Below are 21,679 nucleotides of genomic sequence, written 5' to 3' on the forward strand. Positions count from 1 at the left end.
TGGTGAGGCGGAATCATTCTTATGGAGGTCGTCATAACAAGGACGAGTGACGATACGACAGTTACTGGAGCGACAAGGATTACGAGATGTTCTGCTGGTCGATAACACTATGGTGGGAGAATGTGCTCTCAAAGGGGCGATATCAATGATCGACCTGTGCCGCATACTCTTATTGTTCTTTGGGCTAGTCCTTATGCCAATTTTGCTTATCTTATCGACGCCCTTTATTCTGCTTTGGCCACGAGCAAAAACCGATGATTCTTACGGTCGGATAGTGTTGCATCGTTACGGAAAGATCATTCAGGTTCTTAGTCATATCGGGAATGCTATCGGATGAATGTATTGCTAGAACAGCGGTTTGGTATGGCGTCTTCGTTCGGAGCCTAAGTGAGCGATTCGTCCGAGTGACTCAGCAACAATAAAAGGACCTGACCTGCTCTGTATTAAACTGTGTTGTCATTCGTCGCCTCCAATATCCTTTGGGTAACTTCTTTGTGGGACGTCCTCATGTCGCAGGAATGATTGTTCGCATGCCGTATTCCTGGGACGCAAACAAGTGAGCTCCTTCGCTGTCATAGCCGGCGTCTGCGAGAATGGTTTCGACTCTCGCCCGCTTTGCTGCTTGTGCCACTGCCTGCCTGTAGTGCTTGTCATCTGGTTCCGGACCACGACCGGGCACCACTGCGAGTATCAGATGACTGGCACAGTCACAGATGATTCCTGCAGACGGATACCGTGTGTATGTTGTCGTTTCATACCCGGTTATACAGGCTCTTTTTCGGCGTTTTACAAAGTTGGCACTAATGTGACGCAACTCGAAACCTGTTCCATCGACGGCTGCTAACTTCACTCGTTTATTACAGGTATAGCAATCGGAAGTAGGTTTTCTACAGAGCAGACCTGACACCTTTTTTCTTCGGCAGAGAGTGTAAACCGCAGCCAAGGTGAATATGTTATCTTGGCCTTGAAAGTAGACCTGTTCGATTCTGTTGTCGCAGATTTTCAATTGTATTTATTGTATCTTTGAATTGATAGTGCTTCAAAACAATCACGTCGGTCGTTTCTCACGTTGCAGCAGCAGCGTGCTTACTGTGGTATTGCGTTGTCAACATTCCACCCATTCTCTACATCACCCTACGTTGTTGTTGACATCAATATTTATTCTACTCCGCAGTCTCAGAATGAACTGACCACTACATGATTCGGTTGGAGGATTATACAATTTTCTACAATTTCTAACAGAGGTTCGGATGAAAGTAGAACTGTACCGAGAGAAGCGATTTTTACTGGAGTGGCTTCAGTGGAATCTTTGGGTATCAACCGGGACTGAATCGCAATACCACCATCTATTTGGGTATATCTTAGTGTGAAGATGTGTTGGTCATGGTTATATTCAGAACTCATATATCTTACAGAAAGCCACTCTTCAGCGATGCCCTGTTTTCGAAGTAAAAGCAGTTCTCGATACCAGTCAAACATTTCGCGATCGCGTCGGTTCGTATCATGAAATTTGGCCTGGTAGAACGCTTCGTCGCTTGAGGGTAACAGAATCTCGCTCTCAATCTCTGGATGATGGTTTTCTATGCGACCTTGATCCACGTTTTTTCGAAGTGCGTTGTCTTCGAAGTCTGCAAAGAACGGAAATGGGGAGTCAACGGCGAATTCTTCTCCCATAAAAATTAAGGGGATGCTGGGATAAAGAATGACCAGTCCTGCTGCTGCCTTTTGAAATTGCTTTGAAGTCAGATGGTGAATACGACTGCCGTGTGGATGATTGCCAACAGAATCGTGTGTTTGCAGCGCCACGATTAATGAGTTGATATGACTTTGTTGGTCTCTTCCCGAATGAACGATCGCGCGCTGTGATTCGGAAACTCGCATCAATTCGGCACCAGAATAGACATATCCATATTGCAGTGTGTCGGCAAGATCTTGTGCACCATGATATTCACGATGCGTGAGACGCACGTCAGGCAATGCATACGAATAGATTGAGTACATCAGGCAGTCGCACCAGATTCCATCGTAGGCCGCTCTGTCTCCTTTCTGGGTTAGTAAGTCGTGATTATAGACATTGGTTTCCGCAATCAAGTGAATAGGCCAGTTTACAGAATCGGCGTATCCGCTCGCAGCTTGTCGGATTTCGTCAAGAATCGTTGGCTGGCTGTCATCATACATGCAATGTACGGCATCCAATCTTAGACCGTCGAGATGAAACGCTTCCAGCCAATAGAACGAATTGTCAATGATGAACTGCCTGACGTGTTGGGAATCGGGGCCATCAAAATTAAAGGCTTCGCCCCAGGCGGTATGATGCTTTTCTGAAAAATAGGGACCAAACTCTGAGAGGTAATTGCCTTCCGGCCCCACGTGGTTAGAGACGACATCCAGAATCACTGCTAAGCCTGCAGCGTGACATGCGTCGACGAACGCTTTGAAATCTTCAACGGTGCCATACGTATTTCGGACTGCAAATAGATCGACGCCATCGTAACCCCAGTTCCATTTACCTGGCGACTGGGCCACAGGCATGATTTCGATAGCTGTAATACCTAACTCAATTAATTCAGGAATACTTTTGATGGTGGCGCGAAAGGTGCCGGCTTCTGTGAAACTGCCAAGATGCAGTTCGTAGATGATCAGGCTCTCTTTCTTGATGCCCTGCCAATCTTGGTCTGTCCAGGGGAATTGATCAGCATTAATGACTTGAGAAACGCCATGCACTCCTTCGGGCTGGTATCGCGAAGCGGGATCGGGACGCCTGACATCATGGTCCAGACAGTATTGATACAGCGCGCCGGGACGTACATTTGAGATGGTACCGGCAAAGTAACCTTGCGCGTCGCGCGTCAATTCAAATTGGCTGGTTGTGTCTTGGTCGTGAATTTCTACAGCAATCGTTTTTTGTCGTGGAGCCCAGACGCGAAAGTATGTTTCATTGAATGTAACCGGCGTCGCTCCGAGTCGTTCGATTCGTGTGTCGGTCGGATCAGCTAATCCAAACCAGCGGCACCCTTCCAGTACGCCGCTGGTGGCGGTGCCGTGTGCGAGGTAAAGACGGTTGTTCCAGCCCGACTCCCTATGTAAATTATGGACACGCTGCGCGAGACTGCGGTCGGCGTTGCCAACAAGGATAGTCCGATAGCCGGCAGTGAGCGCGGTCAAGTCGTTTCCCGAATCACCGGCAAAAACGATGTCTTGCGGATTCAGTTCAAACGTTTCTGACCACCACTCCAGCGCGTGTGCCTTGGATACGGTTGCCGGCAACAAATCTATCAGGCCATCTCCATTAAAAGGATCGATGCTGTGAATAATGGAATAGGGGGCATCGGATTCGTCGAGGATCTGTTGGATCAGGTCAACCAGTTCGTCCAGTTGCGATGCGTCTGCATAGAAACTGAGTTTGAAGCGCCCTTGTTTTTCTGGTTCCTGCAGTTGCAAGCCAGAGATGTTTTGTAGTCGCTCACGCAATGCTGCAAGGGGCAGGGAAGTGATAATCTGGTCCTGATAATCCTGATAGGCGGTGACGGGAGTGAAGGTTCCCGAGTCCTGACGTTGAAAGATCGAAGTACCAACATCACAGATAATCCAGTCAGGTTGTGGTAGCTGGAACTCCTGTATCGCTTGTGTAACAGATTCAAAGTGACGCCCGGTAACAAAAATGAGTGAGTTCCCGTGTGCCTCAAATTGGCTTGTCAGAATCCGTAGATCGGAGCAGTTTTGCGCGTTGTTATCAAGGGGGATGAATGTGCCGTCCAGGTCCGTAGCCAGAATATGACCTCGAGAGGCTACGGCTGGTCTTTTCGATTGTTGTGTCGGGGGCATCAGTTCGTTCCGTCGGGTTAGACGCGATTCAGCCAAAGTATCTGGTAGGGTGCGAGTACTAGACGCTCTGAGGTCGCATACGTTTTGTCGTCGATTACATTTTGAAAGAACCGACCCAGGCCGGCGGTGCGAAGTTTGTTGCCTTCGATTTCCTGTGGTTCTTCAGAAAAGTTTGCTAACACGATTAATCGATTGCCATTGTTGAATCGTACATAACCAAGAATGTGTTCATTTGAAGTGGCAATCAAGTCCATTTCCTGGCCTGCCAGCGCCGGTAACGATTTTCGTAAAGCAATCAATCTTTGTGTGGATCTGAAAATCTGTTTGCGAATCGATCCATTTTCTGTGCCAATGCGGTCGTCCAGTACTTCCAGGAATTCCCATTTCATTTTAGGACGATGAATCCAACGTGAATCACCGGCTTTGGCAGGGTCTGTGACGAAGTCATAATCATTGAGCATGCCCCACTCCTCCCCCAGATACAGGAGCGGTATCCCACCGATGCTCAGCGAAACTCCATGAAGTAACAGCATGCGACGGATCGCCAGTTCTTTCTTTTCGTCGTCATCTTCCTCGATGGCTTGCTCCAACCCCGCCAATGATGCCATCGTTCCCGAAATGCGCATATCGCCTGTTTCATGATTTTCCTGAAACGGAACTCCCCGCGCGAACGATCCGGGAAACTGACCGGTATAGAAGTCGTTCAAGAAATTTCTGTGGTCATAAGCGTTGATGCCGATTGCCTCTGCATCCGCATTGTCGAACGTCCACCCAATATCATCATGACAGCGAAGATAATTCACCCAGGATGTATTAGGGGGTAAACGATGACGATGTTTGAGTGTTTGAACCAGCAGATTCACTTTGCGCGTTGCCAAAGATTCCCAGAGCAACGCCATCAGTGTTGGATTGTACGAAATCTGGCACTCATCTTCGTTAATGTATTTGACCACATCGTCAGGATGCACAATGGCCTCTGACTTGAATAACAAGCCGGGTGTCGCAATGCGTGCCAGACGGTTGAATGCCTGAATCAGCAAGTGGGCCTCTGGTAAATTTTCGCAGTTAGTCCCCATCTGTTTCCAGATAAAGGCCACCGCATCCAGCCGCAGGATGTCGACGCCCGTATTTGTGATGAATAGCATCTCTTCTAACATCGCACGAAACACGGCGGGATTGGTGTAATTCAAATCCCACTGAAAGCTATTGAATGTGGTCCAGACCCATTGCTGCATTCCATCATGCCAGGTGAAGTTTCCACGGCGTATGGTGGGAAAGATCTCACGTAGTGTGCGTTCATATTTTTCCGGTTCGGTCCGGTCGGGGAAGATGTAATAGTATTCCTGAAATTCACGATTGCCAGCCTGAGCGAGTTGAGCCCACTCGTGATCGTCGGATGTATGATTGAAGACGAAATCCAACACCAACGAAATACCGGCTTCGCGCAAGTCGGCTGCCAGTAGACGCAAGTCGTCAATCGTACCCAGACGAGGGTCAACCGAGCGATAAGTGCTGATCGCGTATCCGCCGTCATTATTGCCGGGCCTGACGGCAAACAGTGGCATGAAGTGCAAATACTTCAGGCCGAGTTCTTTAAAGTAGCTGACGTTTTCACGCAGCTTGGTCAGGTTTTCCCCAAACAGGTCCACATATAACGCACCACCACTGATCTTTTCTGATAGAAACCAGTTGGGCTCATTGATACGGTGACGATCTAATTCACAGAGACGATCAGGACGCTCCACCCATCCCCGGGCCGCAGTCAGTAATATCTGTTCGACATGGAAAAAGAAATCGTACCGGGAGCGATAAAGTCGAAATAGCAATCCAAAAAGAGGACGCCAATGTTCGCTTAGTCGTAGTTCAAATTCGTGTCGTTTGACTTCGCTGATTTGGCTGGTTTGCCAGACTGCTTCAAGCTGAGGTTGCAAACGTTGCAGGGTCAGGTCGGCTTTGAAGTCAATCTCATCTTGGGCCGTGCTCATTCGATCCGATCGTTGGGAATGGTGATCTTGTCCAAAAAGTTGTAATACTTAATTCCTTCGAGAATGCCGGCCGCATGTGAAGCCTTGGCGAAATAGATGCGGGGACGATTACGCAGCCGCTCCAATTCTTCACTGTGATTACCCACAACCACGCCCAGCGAACGTCCTAAGAGCATACCTGCATCATTACCAGAATCGCCGGAAACGAGAACATGTTCAGGGGCAAAGCCCCATTTCCAGAGAACGTGTCGCATTGTAAAATCGCTTCCACCCCGTACTGGTATGACGTCAAGATACATGCCGAGGGACATAATAACTTTAGCACGTAAACCGGCTTCTCGTAGCGTTTTTTTAATCGAACTGAGACTGGGGCTCAAGCTGGTATCAACTTCGTAGCTGATTTTAAATTCCGATTGGTGGTCTTCTTCCTGAGGAAAAAAACCAGGCAATTCGTCCAGGACATTTCGAATTTCCTCCGGCTTCCAGGCATAACCGATTGATTTCCGCCAACTGTTGTCTGGCATCAGGTTTTCGCCGTAGTGTAGTTGTGTTCCGGCATCGGTATCAATCAGGTCTGGTTGGGGAAGTCCTAATTCATTGATCAACTCCATGGCACTGTCTAGTCGCCGACCAGTCGCAATCCCAAAGCCGATATGTTCATTCTTTCGGATCAGCTCAATAAACTCTTGCAATGCTTCCGGATCGCCGGTCAGAGTGTTGTCCAGATCGGTGATAATCAACCGGTCGAACTCAGGCAATCGACGTGGCGTTGACTTGTCTTTCAAAACTGGAACTGGGGAGTGTTCGAGGATGTCGTGTAAATCACGTAAGTAACGATTAGCATGATTATTCCAGGAATAGTGCTCACGAGTGCCTTTGATTCCATTCTGAGACCAGATCGTCCATTCTTCAGGCTCTGTGAGTACCCGAAGTAGCGCGTGTTCAATGGCAGTCTGATCCATTGGGTCAACAAGTAGTCCATTTTGGCAGTTGGCAATGATATCCCGCGGTCCTCCATCGTTGGTTGCTACAATTGGCAGCCCCGTAGCACCCGCTTCCAAAAGTGTCAGTCCGAAGGGTTCTGTCAGGGCGGGATTGATAAACACTCCTTTGGCCATGGCCGCAAGCCGATATAACTCGGGGACATCATTGGGCTGATGAGATTTGGGGTAGGCTACTTTTCCATAAAGATCGTAGCGGTCAATCAGGTGCAGCACGTTATTAATTATTGACTGTTGCGCCTTGGGTAATTCACGAAGATCTTCTCGAGTGCCCATTACCATCACAAGGTTAGCAAGCTCTTGCAGCTGTTCGCTTTCACCGTAAACGCGGACGAGCATTTCCAGATTTTTTCGTTCATCAGGCCGTGCCATCGTCAGAATCATGGGCTTATCTGGATTACGCAGGAACTGAGCCAGATTATCGGCAATCAGAGGTGTCTGCCAGTCCTTATCTACCGGTGAAAACGAGGTTAAATCCACTCCAGGTGGAATGACCTCCATACGAGACGGTTGGTAATGATCGTACAATTCGTATTGTTGTTGCACTTCCTGACTGGTACTGGTCACTACCATAGAAGCCGTTTCCAGAGCAAGTTCTTCCGCCTCAATGCGTGTCGTAAATTTGTATTTCTTCTCCAGTGCAGCAGGATCTGTTTTTCCGAGAGAGAGACGTTGTCGTTTAACGCGACCGAGAGAGTGCCCGGTAAAGACATAAGGGATATGAAGTAATCGTGCCAGTTGTGCGCCTGCGGCGCCGGCATCCGCATAATGACCATGGATAATGTCAGGTAAACCAGTTCGTTTGAAGTGTTGCAGCGTCTGGTCAACGAATAACTCAAGATAAGGCCACAATGCTTCTTTCCGCAAGTAACGCTTCGGCCCGAATGGGATCCTGACGATCTTGGCATTTTCAGAAATCGGCTCTTCCACTTGAGCGTAATCATCGTCGATTTTGGGATCGATGATTTGTCGGGTTAAGATTTCCACTTCGCGAACGTGCGTGTGTGCTGCCAACTCACGTGCCAGCTCTAAAACATATTTAACTTGTCCCCCCGTGTCTGAATCACGTCCTAACTCCGGATTTTGTGCACGAATCAAACCATGCAAACTGATTAATGTTACCTTCAAGTCTTCGGGTTGAATAATTGGTGTGCCGGATGTGACTGTTTCGCTTATTGGCTCTAATTGCTTCCTGGGCGACCTACTTGTCTTATTTTGAACCATTATGATTGTCCTATTATTATCCTGTTTTGCTAATTTTGGGCGAGACACTAGCTAAATCATTATGAACACAAGGCTGTAGAGATGGAGCCATCTGAAGCCGTAACTGTCAAAAATAAATAGGTTTATGGCTTATTCAGATCTGAAGAGAGCGATCCAGCCTCGTGAATAGAACGGCGACAGATTCAAAATGAGTCGCATCAGACAACAAACCTCCATTTCTATATAACCGACGCAAATAGAAAACGAACGTTAATAGTTTGCTCATTATATTTATAAAGAATACATAAATCACGATGATTTTGAAATACACTACAAGTTTGCTCAGTTTCTTCCATCGCTTTGATGCCTGTCGACCGCTACTGAATCTTTTGGCTTGTAGACTTACTTCATGATCTATTTCATATTTTCGATATCAAGTTATATATCGGAATGCAGAATTCTCTAATACTCTCTGAATACAAAGTGATAAAAGTAGTATAGTCTTCGTGAGAAGAGAATATCGATATGCATATCGTGATGACCGCAATCACCTCGTTTCAAATGAATAACGAAATGAAGATTTTGGAGGGCTGATTCTATCACGAACGAATCTATGATTCGGTGTTTAAGCATATTGAATCATCAAATTCTATAATCTGTTTACGAAACTCGTCATTTGTCGTACAGTAAACGCAAACGAACTATTTCCCAGACTCACCTTGGTAGCGGAATGTATTCCTCTATTTCGTTGTAACAGTTGTACTTGGTCGAAATATTTGTACGTTGTTAGTGAATTCTGCAGATAGAAATGCATATCCGGAAGCGGGAGTTTGCCATGTCACACGTGGAAGACCTTTGGGATGGATCGGAATATGCACAGAATTCATCGATGCAGTATCGACAGACCTTAGAAGCTCGAGAGCGTATTGACGTTAGTTTGTACAAACGGGTACTCGATATCGGATGTGGAAACGGTGCCATCACCAAATATCTGAGTCAGCAAATACCCTCTAGCCAAGTCGTCGAGCAACAATAAATGGACCTGACCCCTTTTTTCTTCTCGATACTCTGCAAATCCTTGCCGATTCGAAGGTCTTTCAGGAAGTTTGCTGCATCGACCACGGTGACCATTGTGTCTGAAGCCGCGAGGTCCGACAGCGCCTGCCTTTCCTGAATCACGAATGGGTAGGGGGCCGCCATCGGAGCTAAGCATAACCCTCAATGCTCTAATCTGGCGTAGTTTTCAGGCCAAGGATCAGGAAATGATCCACCAGATCTCCAATGTTCGATTTCGTCTTCATCCAGAAAGCAGCGCTTAAGCGACTCAGCAAACCAATCAACCTGAGCTTTGTCACCAATGACAGTCAGGTGGCAGTGACGATCACCAAAACGTCCTGTCTCCTTTGCCAGTCTCTTCCTCAGCGCCTCAAGTTCCATTTCATCAAAACGATGATCTTCTTCTTCAAGGACTGCCGCACGCCAGTATCCAATTAATTCCAGATTGATCCCACCGGCCGCCTGGTTCCAGAGTAGCGACAAGTTGTCACGGCTCGCGAGATAAAAAAATCCCTTGCTTCGGTAGATGTTTTGGCCGAGATGTTGATTGCAAACATCCCACAAACGCTGAGGATGAAACGGACGATCATCTTTAATGGCTCTGGTTACCAGATTATAGGGCCGATCGTCCTGGCACTCTAATTCGAGGGCTGGTTTCAGCTCTTTGATTAACTGTGCCACTCGATGATAGTCGTACTCAGTCATCGCCAGTACTTCATCAAGGGGAAGGTTACCCCAAGGTACAGAAACGACAGGCACCAAAGGGTTCAGTTCGTGAATGGTCCTGGCGATGGTGTTTATTTTACTTTCAGCAATTCGGTCGACCTTGGTCAGCATCAGGTGACTGCAGAACATAATTTGTTCCACCAGTAAATTCGTCGTATCCCTCTGCTGATTCTTTAGATTGCGTTGCATGATAGGAACAAGCTCTTGTCCGCAGTCGTAGTCCTGATCAATCATCGCGCTGTCGACCAGTGTCAGTACGCCTATAAGCTTGAACTGTGGCTGTGTACTAAAAAACTCGATAAGCGGCATCGGGTGACAGCTTCCCGATGTCTCAATGATCAGCAATTCCAAGGGGCTATTTGATACCATTCGCTCCAGTGCATGACGAAGCTTGTTGATCCCTTGATTGCTACTTAGAACATGAGAATGAATGGATTCAAAATTGCAGGCATCCTTTTCGAAAAATTCCCGCTGAGCGACAAGCAGGCCATCGACATCCAACTCACTCATGTCATTGACCACGACCCCAACAGAAAGATTTCTCTTGAAAGACTGAACAAGCAGGCTTGTCAAAAGGGTTGTTTTACCTGAACCAAGGAATCCATTGATAATGAGAACCGGAACCTTCATCGTTGGGTCGATTGACGCTTTCTCTTTCATGAGTCTCACTCCGTCCTGCGTTTGTTGGCGGATTCAATTTTGAAGTGCACGGTGACGGATCGTTTTTTCATTACTTCTCAGTTGAAATTGTGAATGGCTTGAGTGCTAATGATAACGGTTGGTTTTGATGCTCCCAACCTTGACGGCCGAGAAAGCGCCATGCGGCCGCCATCTTCTCGGCACGGACGAACGGCCGTAGCCAATCATCCACGCATTCCCTCCGATAAGCGAGGCCAACGGTGGAGCGCACCCGGGTTTCATAGTTGGCAATCCAGAGTAAACATGATTTCCAGAGTTCGCGAGCACGCTGCCACTGCGGTCTGCCTCGTGGCCTAGTAAAGACCGGTAGTTCGTCGGGCCAGTGAATTGCCAGTGAGAGTGACTCGACAGGAGCCCATTGAGGACAAAAGTCGAAACGGTTGAGATAGAGGCCTCCCAGTTCACGTTGTCCGAAGAACATGCCGAAGCCCCATAATGAGACGTGCAACTGATCCTGATCGAGTCGATAACACGTGGACCGATCGTCGGTGCTGCGATCTCGATGGCGTTCAAAACCAAACCCCATCAGTAGATTTTCATCGGGGTGCTCTATATCCCTTCCCCAACACCAGAGCTGTTGTTCCATCAGCTTTCCGCCAAATCTGCGTACCGGCTGAGGCATGCACCATCCTTGGCGCGTGCGCGCTAGTGCTGGGCGGCGATGTCTCGCTGGTGCGGAATTAGTCATTAGCTAGACTCCCAGGGGGCCTCATCTTGGAAATAACATCTGGAAATCCTCAGAGATCTCGACGCCGAGCAATTGCCACGCGGGAGCCATCTCCTCTACCGGTATGACTGGTTGCTTGACATTGTCCCACTCGGCCAACGTCGATCGGCGATACTCGATTCCCAAAAGCTCTACAATGTTTGATTCGTAAGTTCGTATCCAATCGATCAAATCCAAGGTCAAGGACACACAGCAATTTCGCTGAGACTCCGTAGGTACGCTTAACTTCGGCAAGTCCTCACTGGACCAGGGTGGGCATTCTAGTCTCGCGTCTGTTGTGAATTTTGGCCGAAACTTGAAACGAGGCAGGAAGACACCGCCTCGCTGAGAATCTCCATAGAACACTCCAAACCCACGTAAAACAACACGTCGACCTTGCGGCAGTTCCAGGGTATACACGCTGGAACATTTTTTGCGATGGGCGGGTGGCTCAATGCGAGTAAAGCCCACCTCGAGTAGCCAATTGCCCTCGGCACGAAGAACGTCGCGTCCCCAGCACCAGACCTGCTGGCTCAGCAGACCCACTGCATGTTTAATGAATTCTGCTTCACTTCGTTTGTGATGATTCACTTGACGTGCAACCGACATCTCAATCAGCCTCGGCAGTGGTAATCGCTGCGATGTTTGCTAATAACCAGGCAGACGCAGCAGCCAACTGCAACCAATCCCCATTAGAGCTGATTCCGTAAGTCAGCACACTGGCAATCCAACAAAGGCTGGCAACCGTTTGCCCGAGCCACTCAATTCGTAGCGCTCGTGCCAGTCGGCTTTTCCCCGCGCCAGACGCGATCTCCCTGCTGTTGGTTCCATTCATCGTGTTCGCCCCACTCGGAGGCGCGGCGGGAGCCCGTACGGTGGCCCCTTCGTCATAACCTGTCAACATACCTCGCACTCCTCCCCACAACATGAGAGATCATCTAAATACATCCCCCATTGGCGATACTTTTCTAACTCTTCCGCCGGTAGTCCCAGCGAGCTGGCGATTGCTTTGGCAACGACAGCGAAACGCTGGCGATACTTGTAGATAAAGCAAAAGACGTGATTGTCATGTCGAACAGCGGGGCCGCAGAGGAACATCCCCGGTACGACAGTCGACTCATCCTGCTCACTCAGCAATGGATATCCATCGTCGCGTCGCTCGAACAAGTCCGCGACCAGCTTGTGACTTCCTGCAAACCCACCTGCCAAAAGCGGCGGAACACTTGTTTGAAACCGACTTCCATCCTGCGCTGTGACTTCATACTGTTTACCCACACGAGTCACCGATTTGATCGGCGTTTGTGGAAACAACTCCACGTAGTCTTCAAACCATTCTTCTCGCATTCGTTCGCGCGAATATGTAGAGAGCGCAACACTGGGATCGGAACGTTCGTCTTTCCACGGACAGTCTTTGTCGAACAAACGAACTCGTTTGTCATAAAACGCCAGGTGATAAGCTGCATCAACGCCACTCTCATAACCACCGATAATGATGAAGTCGTCTCCCTCAAGATCTTCATAGCTGGCAATTGTCGCAGTGTGTTGACAGAGTTCACTGCCAACGAACCCATTCAAGCGTGGATATTGGTATTCGCCCGCGGCCCAAATCACATGCTTGGCCCGCAAGGTTTCGTCAGCTGTCTCAATGTGAAAGTCTTCACCGGCTTTCCTGATCCGCTTGACCTCGGTTTTCTCTTGGATCGGTACCTCGAAAAACTTAGCAACTCCTCGTAAATGCGACGCGTATTCGCGACCCGTAGGATGCTCAACCTCCATGCTGAACGCGGGCGAAACACCAATCGCGATCGAGTTCAGATCGAGCATGCCAATCGAATTGCTCGGAAAAGAGGGGGTGATGAATCGAGTCTCGTCCGGCCATGAGGCAAACGACGCTCCAACCCTGTGTCGCTCGAGTACCACGAAATTCTCAGTGCCCGCATGCATCAGGGCTATCGCCACTCCCACACCCGCAGCACCACCTCCAACGACAACGACATCGTAAAGTTTTACCTTAACTGAAGTTGTCATCAGTCGACCTCCTCGATTTCGAGTTCGATTTGAGGTAAAGGATCTTCCAGGTCGGACCAGGCATCGGGACCCAGTTCGAATTCAGTATCTGTCAGCAAACACCGATCAAGGATCCTTTCGATACGTTCCTGATCCAGTCCTTGCCCGATAAACACCAGTTTCTGATGTCGGTCTCCATATTCACCGAGAAACCTCGAGTGAATCTCCGCAATTTCTTCTTCGTCGCTCGGCCATTCCTCCTCGGGAGCGGATGCCCACCAGAATCCAATCGGATTCAGGCGAATTGAACAACCCGCCTGTGACCAGTCGTAGGCCCAGTCATGGCGCGATGCGATCCACATCAACCCCTTACTCCGCAGAATACCGTCGAACAAGCCATCATCGAGATTGTCATCGAGGACGTCGTTTAATCGCTTGGGATGAAAGGGCCGGTCACGATGGTAAACAAAGCTGGATATCCCGTACTCTTCTGTCTCGGTTTGCTCCTCTCCCCGTGGCACTGCCAGCCACTCCGGCATTTCTTCTGCTTCCGACAACTGAAAACGGCCTGTGCCCAGAATTGCAGACAGAGGAACACGGCTTTCTGTGGTGTGCAGAATCTCAGAGTTCGGATTGAGTCGCCGGATAATCTGGTCCAGTTGCTCCAGTTCATACGGCGAGACGAGATCGGTTTTGTTAATGATGATCACATTGGCGAATTCAACCTGATCGACCAATAAATCAACGATATTGCGATCATCTTCTTCACTCAGGCCGATACGACGATCCGTCAGATCATCCCAGGAGCCGAAATCCTTCATGAAGCTTCCAGCATCAACAACGGTCACCATCGTGTCCAGTTCGGCGAGCTGAGACAAACTGTTTCCCTCTACGTCCTCAAACGTGAATGTTTCGGCGACCGGCATTGGTTCGCTGATTCCAGTCGATTCGATCAGCAGGTAGTCGAACCTCCCCTCACTGGCCAACCGACTCACTTCGAGCAGCAGATCTTCTCGCAAAGTGCAGCAGATACAACCGTTTGTCATCTCGACAAGTTGTTCTTCCGTTCGAGAGAGATCCGCACCGCCATCGCGTACCAAGGCTGCGTCGATGTTGACCTCGCTCATGTCATTGACGATCACGGCGATACGCATTTTTTCGCGGTTCGCCAGAATGTGATTCAGTAGTGTCGTCTTGCCAGCGCCGAGGAAACCGCTCAGCACGGTAACTGGTAAGTGGGATCGTGGCGATTCTTTCTTCTGCATAGGTAACTCCAACGCTCGGTTCGTGACGGGAGAAGGGCCTTCTGAGAAATGAGCAATTCCGAAATGGGTTTCGGTTGAATCGCCATCGGCTGGCAATCGCTCAGCACCTTCCCCGTCTGTTTTTAATGCAATTATAAGTCAAATGCAATTTAATTGCAAGTAAGGGCGGTTAAAATTGCGATCAGGCCACTGAAGGATCTCTTTTGGGCATAGCCTGCCGTTTGAGTGCTCTTGAAGCAGTGAGCTGGATTTGAGAGGCTGAACAAAAGGCAGTTGGCCTGAAGCATACATAGTGAGTGTTACTGGAGCGTTAAGATGAATTGGAGCCTCTATTCTGTTCGCATATCTCGTCAAATGCGGGACAGCCAAATCAAACAAACAATACACAGCTTAAACTCGAAATCATCCCGATACACTCCGAAGTAGTTGCTTTTCTGAATCTGAATATAATTCAGAGATAGCTTATCTTTGATTGGGATAACTGATTCATTCAGGTCTCAATGGGTTTTGTCGGATAGAGCCAACTTTTCAATAACCAACTTAATACGGGAATCATTACCCAGGTCATGAGAGGAACGGTAATTGTTGTCGTGATGGCACTACCAATGAGAAAATGCAACTCGCTGGTGACAGGGCGTATTAGATTGACGATAGGAATCACGGTCATATATACGGCAATCCAAACGATAATTGCCATTTTGTATTTGGGGGGATGCTGAGAAAGATGTTGCTCATCATGATGAGTGAATTCAAACCATGTTTCCAAACCGGCATTATGTTCAATCGCTGGCGGGACATGTTCGAGTGCATGTAAGCGTGAGACCCAATGTTCTCGTTCGGGTGAGCTTTTCCATGCCTCCAAATTTTCTAATTGATCAAATCGAATCACAATTTGATATGTTGGTTTCAGACGAGATTCCTGTTTGAGAACAGTCGTTCCCATGTGACCTGGAAATTTTAACGATGCCTGGATTGTGCTGGTTAAGGTCTGTTCCCATTCTTTTTCATTTCCTGCAGCAGGATGGGCTGTCACAACCATGGTGATGGGATCTGTATTGATGGAATTCATACAGTGAATACTTTCTGAAGTAGTTCAAGTGCTTCGAAATATTAAAATCAGCACAAAATTTGAAGAGTGGAAATTTTTAATATAAATGTACTCATATTACCGGCTCATTATATTACAAATGGCAGATTTCAAAAGAGTGTCGTTGTAAAATAAAACACTTACTAATCTTACGAGCGTCGCTTATTTTGTTTTCAGATCATTGAGATAATTCGGTTTGAAATTTCATCTATACAACAATGAAATTATCTGATAATGAATCGCCACTTTCCCGATACTTTTACAGGCGGTGCTTGTTTAATCACTGCTTCTCTGATCTAACAACCGGGATTGTAAAAAGTGCAAAGGTTGGGTGAAAGGATTCACACAAATGGACTACTTGACATATAAGAAAATGTTTTCGCTTTTGTTGCTCTGTTTAGTGCAAGTGGGCTGCAGTTCCATGAATCATACTCAGGCAGGTGCAGCAAACGGAGCAGGGATCGGTGCGGTGACTGGAGCGATTATTGGCAGTCATTCTGGTAATGGAGGCGCTGGTGCCTTAATTGGCGCAGCTACTGGTGGACTCGCGGGTAGTTTGATTGGAAATGCAGAGGATGCAAGAGAAGAACGTGATGTTGCCATTGCGCAGGCAAACCATGAGCGTATGGCGCGGTCGGCAATAAAAAATAGCGATGTGATTCACATGTCTCACAACGGTGTGAGCGATTCTGTTATTATTGGCGCCATTCAGAGTCGGGGAGGTGCCTTCGATCTAAGTCCTCAAACAATCATCTCACTGAAACAACAGGGAATTAGTGATCAGTTGATTGAATTTATGCAAAAACATAATTATGTTGCCGGAACTGAGCCGGTCATTGTGAAACAGAGACCAGCGACCGTCGTAACATCACCGTCTGTCGTCTATGTGACTCCACGCCCAAGGCCTCGATTCAGGCCTCGAACAGGAATTCATGGCCACTTTCATTTTTGAGGACTCGATGTAGTTGCTACCTGATTTGAGTCTGAATCCTTCTTTTTCCAGTCAACGGTAAGCCATAATATTGCCTGACCATCCTGACTGCCGGTTGCGACATAGCGTCCATTGGGAGAGAAGTCTACGGAAGTCACTCCCTGGGAGTGATTGCTGAGAGTTAGAATTTCTTTCCCCGATTCTGCATCCCAGAGCTTTGCTGTTCCATCATCGCTGGCGGTAAAAGCACGGCTGTCATCGGGAGAGAAGACGACTGAGGCAACGGGAGCTGTATGTCCTGCAAGGATCTTTTTTTTCTGTGTTACGATGTCCCAGATAATAGCGGTGTTGTCTTCGGAGCCCGAGATCAGTCGTTTGCCATCATGTGAATAAGCCACTTTTCGAATTGGCCATGCATGACCTTTAAAAGTCGACAGTTTTTTGCCAGATTTTGAATCCCACATCACTAATGTTTTGTCGTCTGAAGCCGTAACGATTTGTGAACCATCGGGAGAGAATATGGCACTTTTGACATGAGAACCATGGTGATCCAGGGTAAGAACGATATCGCCAGTCACCGCGTCCCAGACTTTTGCAGTTCCGTCATCGCTCGATGTCAAAATCAGTTTACCATTCGGAGAATATCGAGCAGTATTCACGAAACCCTGATGTTTCTGTTCCAGTTTCTTTTCCGCATGTCCCGTTTGAGTATTCCAGATCTTGGCAGAGTTATCCCAACTACCAGTCACGAGCCACTTGCCATCCGGTGAAAACGAGGCTGATGCAACGACGCCATGAGGATGAAAGGCCATTTCCTGTTTTGCCGTCATTCCGTTCCAGAGTCGTGCGTCACGACCTCCTACAGTCAAAATTGAATCATGATAAGGCGAGAAGATGGCCGTCCACAACATACCGCCTTTTGTTCTAAAATCCAGAAACGCATTCAGTTGACCATTACTACCGGGACTGAGTAGCTCTTTTCCTGTATCCAAGGCCCAGACCTGAATCACTCTCTGTTGCACATTTGCGGTGAGCAAACGTTTGTTATCATGCGAAACGCTTACCGAGTTGATCAAACCGTTTGCGGGTTGAATGGTTCGAATGATTTTAGGAGTGACAATATCCCAGACTCTCACCAATCCATCGGCACAACTCGTGACGGCTTGTGTCTCATTATTAAAGACTGACATTGAAAGAACAGAATCTGGATGCTTGAGAATTAAACTTTGATTTTCTTTACCTGTTGTGATGTCCCAATGTCCTACTGTGTTGTCACCACTGGCACTAAGCAGTGATTTGCCGTTGCTTAAGAACTTGAGGGCGGCAATTTTACGTGTGTGGCCATCTAACTTGTGTATTAACTCTCCTGTCTTAACATTCCAGAGCATGCAACGGCCTCGGACATCTCCACTGGCACAAAAATGCATATCGGGTGAAAACGCGACAGCACACACCTCAGACTTGTGGCCCTTTAATTCTTTAACCATCTCGCCAGTATCGATATTCCAAATACGAACGGTTTTTTTGTCACTACCAGTGATCAAAAAATGCGAATCAGCAGAAACATCAATGGCAGCGCTGCGTCCCGTGTGCTCGAAGCGTTTGTGTTCCGTTCCTGATTGAATGTTCCAAATCCGTACCGAATTATCAACGGCTGCCGTTGCCAGACGTTTTCGGTCAGGGAGGAAGATCGCATTTGATGCCAGGAAGGAGTGACCTTCGGTAAATTCTTTTCGGACCTTTCCTGTAGAGACATTCCAGGAAATGGCAGTTTTATCACGACTGGCTGTAACCAGTTGTTTTCCATCTTTGGAGAAGGAAACATCGAGAATCGCATCGACGTGATGGGCAAGGACGCGTCCCTTCAAAGTTCGGATTTCTTCATAGCCCGCAATATTCCAGAGCTTAAGATGGGCATCGTGACTTGCAGAGAGAATCCACTTGCCATCTCTCAATAGTGTAGCCGCCTGGACCCAACTGTCATGGCCACGTAATGTCTTCAATGCTTTTGTGGTGGCAATGTCCCAGAGTTTGACAGTATTGTCATGGCTGGCGCTGATGATCATTGTGCCATCATTTGTAAATTCGGCAGATTGAACACTTTCCTGATGACCCTCAAATGCGGTAAATGGAGGAGGTTCATTTTTCTTACCTGCTACGATTTTTGAATAGTCATAAGGAACGAGGTCTTCCGGTTTCCATAACAAAACACGCCGATCATAGCCACTGCTGGTGACATGCCTGCTTTCAGGATCAGGTGAGAAGTGGGCAGAATAGACGGGGCCCTGATGGCCGGTGAAGGGAGCCCCCTGTTTTCCTGTTTCTACAGACCAGATAATAGCAGTTCCATCCTGACTCGCTGTGACAATCCGGCGTTCATCTGTTGAAAAATTAGCATCCCAAACCCACCAGTTATGTCCCCAGAAGCGTTGTAGCTGTTTACCGGTTTCAACTTCCCAAAGCCGTGCCGTTTTATCATACGAACTGGAAAGCAGTCGCGTTCCATCTTTGGAAAATGAGAGACTTAACACACCTTCGGTGTGGCCTTTATCAAACGGTTTTTTCCCCTCTGAGTTTTGAAATGTTCTAGGGATTTGTGTTTGCGAATTCAGATCCCATATTTTGATAAAACCTTTTGGGTCTTCACTCCCTGTTGCCAATAACTTTCCATCTGGGCTGAGCGCGACTGCCAGTACAGGGTGTTTATTATGGTCGAATTCACCAATGACTTTCCCGCTCACCCGATCCCAGAGACGAGCGAAGCCATCTTTTCCACCGGTTACAAATTGCGAACCGTCTTTAGAAATTGCTAATGCATCGATTGGTGCTTTGGCGTTAAAGTCACGGCTGCTTTGAGAGCAGAGGTGCATTAAGCGTCCCCATTCCCAGTTTCTTAATTGTTCAGGGCATTCATTTAATAGTTCAATGGCACTTTCAAACGCGTTTTCTTCAATCTTCGCAGCAGCCAGACCAATACGGGCAATATAGGCTTCATACTCTTCAGACTTTTTTGCTTCTTCTGCTCTTTCTTTTTCAGAAATGGCCTTCTTTTCAGAGATAACTGCCTTGTCTCGATCAATTTTTGCCTGTGTTAAAGCAATCGCTTCTTGTTCTTTTGCATCTTCTGCTTTTTTACGTGCAATTTCTTCCAGAGCACGTGCATCATCCGCTTTTTTACGTTCTAGTACTGCAGTATCGCGTTCACTCTCAGCAACTTTTTCTGCTTCAAGGGCACGATTTGCTTCTGCTCGAATCCAGAAGAAGGCACCAGTGACGACAAACAGGAAGGTTGCCAGCATACCGACAAAAACCCGCTTTGCTGCACGGAGACGTTGCTGGCGCGCATCACGTTCTGTTTGAGCCGAACGAATCTTTGTGATCAATTCCACATGTGATGTGTCCTCTTCACTTAAGAGTGAGAGCCCGAGATCGTAATCTCCTTTTCCATATGCGGTACTGGCATAGCTTAATGTGGAATTCTGAATTCCTGCTCTCGCTGATGAATTTTCAGGCCAGAGTGAGAGAGCTTCCTGAAATCCAAATAATGCCCTTGAAAACGATTCGTAATTTTCCGTATTGATTGCGGAATTCAAATCTTCTTCAGCTCGTGTTGTTAAAGAAATACTTTCGGAGTGTGATTGATACTCCATGATGGCTTGTTGAAAAGCCTGCACGCTGGGATAGCGGTCCTGGGGTTGTGTTGCCATCGCTTTCATGGCGATGTCAACCAGTTCTCCTTTTTTTTCAGTTGGTACAATACTATTCTTTGCGGCTGCCATCAGACATTTCATCGCGGTTTTGCCTGTATGTGGCGGGCGTCCTGTGAGGATTTCGTAGAGAATGGCTCCTAACAAGTAAATATCAGATAGTGGCGAAATTCTGTCTACAGGCCCTGTTGCCATTTCAGGAGCCATATAAGCGGGAGTTCCACCCATACTCGACGTTGTAATAATACTGTTGGACTTCCGAAATCCGGTCGTAGATTGTGCCAGCCCCCAATCCATGACCAGTACTTCGCCAAATTCACCAAGCATCACATTTTCGGGCTTCAAGTCACGATGCACCACACTTCTTGAATGAGCAAAAGCAACCGCATCAGCGACTTTCATCAAGATGTTCAGATTTTCTGCAAGCGAGTTTTTACGAATACTCTTTAACCAGGGGCGACCTTCGACTTTTTTCATGGAGTAGAACAGGGCACCACTGTTGTTACTTCCGACGTCATAAATGGGAACGATATTTGGATGGTCCAGTTCACCGGTAACCACTGCTTCCGCAAGAAATTTGTGTCGTTGATCCTGGTTTTTTGCTGTTTTGCTTTTCAGCATTTTGACAGCGACCTGACGGTCAATTGATGTTTGTCGTGCCGTATAAACAACACCCATCCCACCCTGGCCAAGGACTTCAATCAGTTCATATTCAGCATCCTCAGAAAATTCAGCCGCTGTGGTATCACTGAAATTTCGTTTTTTGATGACCAAAGAAGTTTGATTGGTAAGGTCTTCATCAATGAATTCTTGAGCTTTGATGGTCATTTCAGGACCTTCAGCCATAGTCGCCATTTCTGGTCCCCAGGCAGAATTCATGGTTGCCATGAGTTCTGGCGGAACATCATCAGAGACAAGAGTGGCATCGATGTCGAGCGGTTGATTCCCATCTTCGATTAATGTGGCATTGATGTCCGAATTTTCTACTGGTTCGTCGAGCACCAGTGTTTGATCGTTCTCAGCATTTGTGTTCTTTGTTGGAAATTCACTGACTGTTTCTGTTTCCGATCCTTTAGGTTGACTTCCTTCTACGTGCGATTCATCGGCATTGGCAAGCTCGGGATCAATGACCGTTGCGTAAATATCATCTGATGGATTGATTTCGGCAACCGTTTGCTGATTCGCCGAGAGATCATCCACAGTGTCTGAGTCTGAAAGCGATTCATCATGTGTCTGATATTGATCTCCTGAAGCGACTTCTTCGACCGTTTCCTGTCCTGCGCTGGAGAACTCCTCTGAAGCCCATTGATCCGAGATGATGGTCTGGTCGTTTTCTTCACCAGAATTCTCTGAATCAGATTGTGATTCGCTTTCAGACTGCGCATTGTGTGTGTTCAGTTCGTCCGGCGATTCCTCATTCTGTTCTTTTTTGTCCGGAGTGTCGTTCATAAGGTTACCCGCATGTTGCCGTTTCGTTTGTG

Annotated in this window: 15 protein-coding genes; 3 read left to right on the forward strand and 12 right to left on the reverse strand. The window is 47.7% G+C overall.

Translation table 11 applies throughout. The features are described from left to right. The first annotated feature begins 46 nt into the window (after positions 1-46). Positions 47-337: a hypothetical protein gene (locus V202x_RS21230; protein ID WP_145178853.1), complete on the forward strand. Its 291-nt coding sequence runs from the start codon at positions 47-49 to the stop codon at positions 335-337. A 168-nt stretch (positions 338-505) separates the two neighbouring features. Here V202x_RS21230 and V202x_RS21235 read toward each other — a convergent pair whose 3' ends face one another. The 4 genes from V202x_RS21235 to V202x_RS21250 all read right to left on the reverse strand — a co-directional run bounded on the left by V202x_RS21235 (position 506) and on the right by V202x_RS21250 (position 8,035). Next, complete coding sequence (locus V202x_RS21235; protein ID WP_197993019.1) at positions 506-907, reverse strand: transposase; 402 nt, start codon at positions 905-907, stop codon at positions 506-508. A gap of 269 nt (positions 908-1,176) precedes the next feature. Continuing rightward, positions 1,177-3,825 (reverse strand): malto-oligosyltrehalose trehalohydrolase, encoded by a 2,649-nt coding sequence (treZ, locus tag V202x_RS21240; protein WP_145178855.1) that lies wholly within the window; start codon positions 3,823-3,825, stop codon positions 1,177-1,179. A 17-nt stretch (positions 3,826-3,842) separates the two neighbouring features. Further along, a complete protein-coding gene (locus V202x_RS21245; RefSeq protein WP_145178856.1) occupies positions 3,843-5,810 on the reverse strand; it encodes an amylosucrase in 1,968 nt (655 codons plus the stop codon). Beyond that, positions 5,807-8,035 (reverse strand): HAD-IIB family hydrolase, encoded by a 2,229-nt coding sequence (locus tag V202x_RS21250; protein ID WP_145178857.1) that lies wholly within the window; start codon positions 8,033-8,035, stop codon positions 5,807-5,809. Before V202x_RS21250 ends, V202x_RS21245 begins: the two co-directional genes overlap by 4 nt. A gap of 814 nt (positions 8,036-8,849) precedes the next feature. On the opposite strand from V202x_RS21250, the gene V202x_RS21255 reads away from it, so the two are divergent. Next, complete coding sequence (locus V202x_RS21255; RefSeq protein ID WP_145178858.1) at positions 8,850-9,050, forward strand: hypothetical protein; 201 nt, start codon at positions 8,850-8,852, stop codon at positions 9,048-9,050. Between the two features lie 182 nt (positions 9,051-9,232). Here V202x_RS21255 and V202x_RS21260 read toward each other — a convergent pair whose 3' ends face one another. From V202x_RS21260 to V202x_RS21290, 7 genes are all read right to left on the reverse strand, one after another. Beyond that, complete coding sequence (locus tag V202x_RS21260; RefSeq protein ID WP_197993020.1) at positions 9,233-10,456, reverse strand: CobW family GTP-binding protein; 1,224 nt, start codon at positions 10,454-10,456, stop codon at positions 9,233-9,235. A gap of 70 nt (positions 10,457-10,526) precedes the next feature. After that, entirely contained in the window at positions 10,527-11,183 is a 657-nt protein-coding gene (locus tag V202x_RS21265) for a hypothetical protein (RefSeq protein WP_145178859.1), read from the reverse strand. A 21-nt stretch (positions 11,184-11,204) separates the two neighbouring features. Continuing rightward, complete coding sequence (locus V202x_RS21270; RefSeq protein ID WP_145178860.1) at positions 11,205-11,810, reverse strand: hypothetical protein; 606 nt, start codon at positions 11,808-11,810, stop codon at positions 11,205-11,207. 1 nt (position 11,811) lies between these two features. Next, complete coding sequence (locus V202x_RS21275) at positions 11,812-12,105, reverse strand: hypothetical protein (RefSeq protein ID WP_197993021.1); 294 nt, start codon at positions 12,103-12,105, stop codon at positions 11,812-11,814. Further along, positions 12,099-13,229: an NAD(P)/FAD-dependent oxidoreductase gene (locus V202x_RS21280; protein ID WP_145178861.1), complete on the reverse strand. Its 1,131-nt coding sequence runs from the start codon at positions 13,227-13,229 to the stop codon at positions 12,099-12,101. Before V202x_RS21280 ends, V202x_RS21275 begins: the two co-directional genes overlap by 7 nt. Then, positions 13,229-14,473, reverse strand: a complete 1,245-nt coding sequence (locus V202x_RS21285) for a GTP-binding protein (protein WP_145180719.1) — start codon at positions 14,471-14,473, stop codon at positions 13,229-13,231. The genes V202x_RS21280 and V202x_RS21285 overlap by 1 nt, the downstream gene beginning before the upstream one ends. A gap of 490 nt (positions 14,474-14,963) precedes the next feature. Further along, positions 14,964-15,542 (reverse strand): antibiotic biosynthesis monooxygenase, encoded by a 579-nt coding sequence (locus V202x_RS21290; RefSeq protein ID WP_145178862.1) that lies wholly within the window; start codon positions 15,540-15,542, stop codon positions 14,964-14,966. A 367-nt stretch (positions 15,543-15,909) separates the two neighbouring features. Here V202x_RS21290 and V202x_RS21295 point away from each other — a divergent pair, with 367 nt between their 5' ends. After that, on the forward strand, positions 15,910-16,512 hold the full coding sequence (locus tag V202x_RS21295) for a glycine zipper domain-containing protein (RefSeq protein ID WP_197993022.1): 603 nt from the start codon (positions 15,910-15,912) through the stop codon (positions 16,510-16,512). On the opposite strand, the gene V202x_RS21300 is transcribed toward V202x_RS21295, so the two are convergent. Then, complete coding sequence (locus V202x_RS21300; protein ID WP_145178863.1) at positions 16,503-21,647, reverse strand: protein kinase domain-containing protein; 5,145 nt, start codon at positions 21,645-21,647, stop codon at positions 16,503-16,505. The genes V202x_RS21295 and V202x_RS21300 overlap by 10 nt on opposite strands. Positions 21,648-21,679 lie beyond the last annotated feature (32 nt).

It is taken from the genome of Gimesia aquarii (assembly GCF_007748175.1).
Lineage (GTDB): Bacteria > Planctomycetota > Planctomycetia > Planctomycetales > Planctomycetaceae > Gimesia > Gimesia aquarii_A.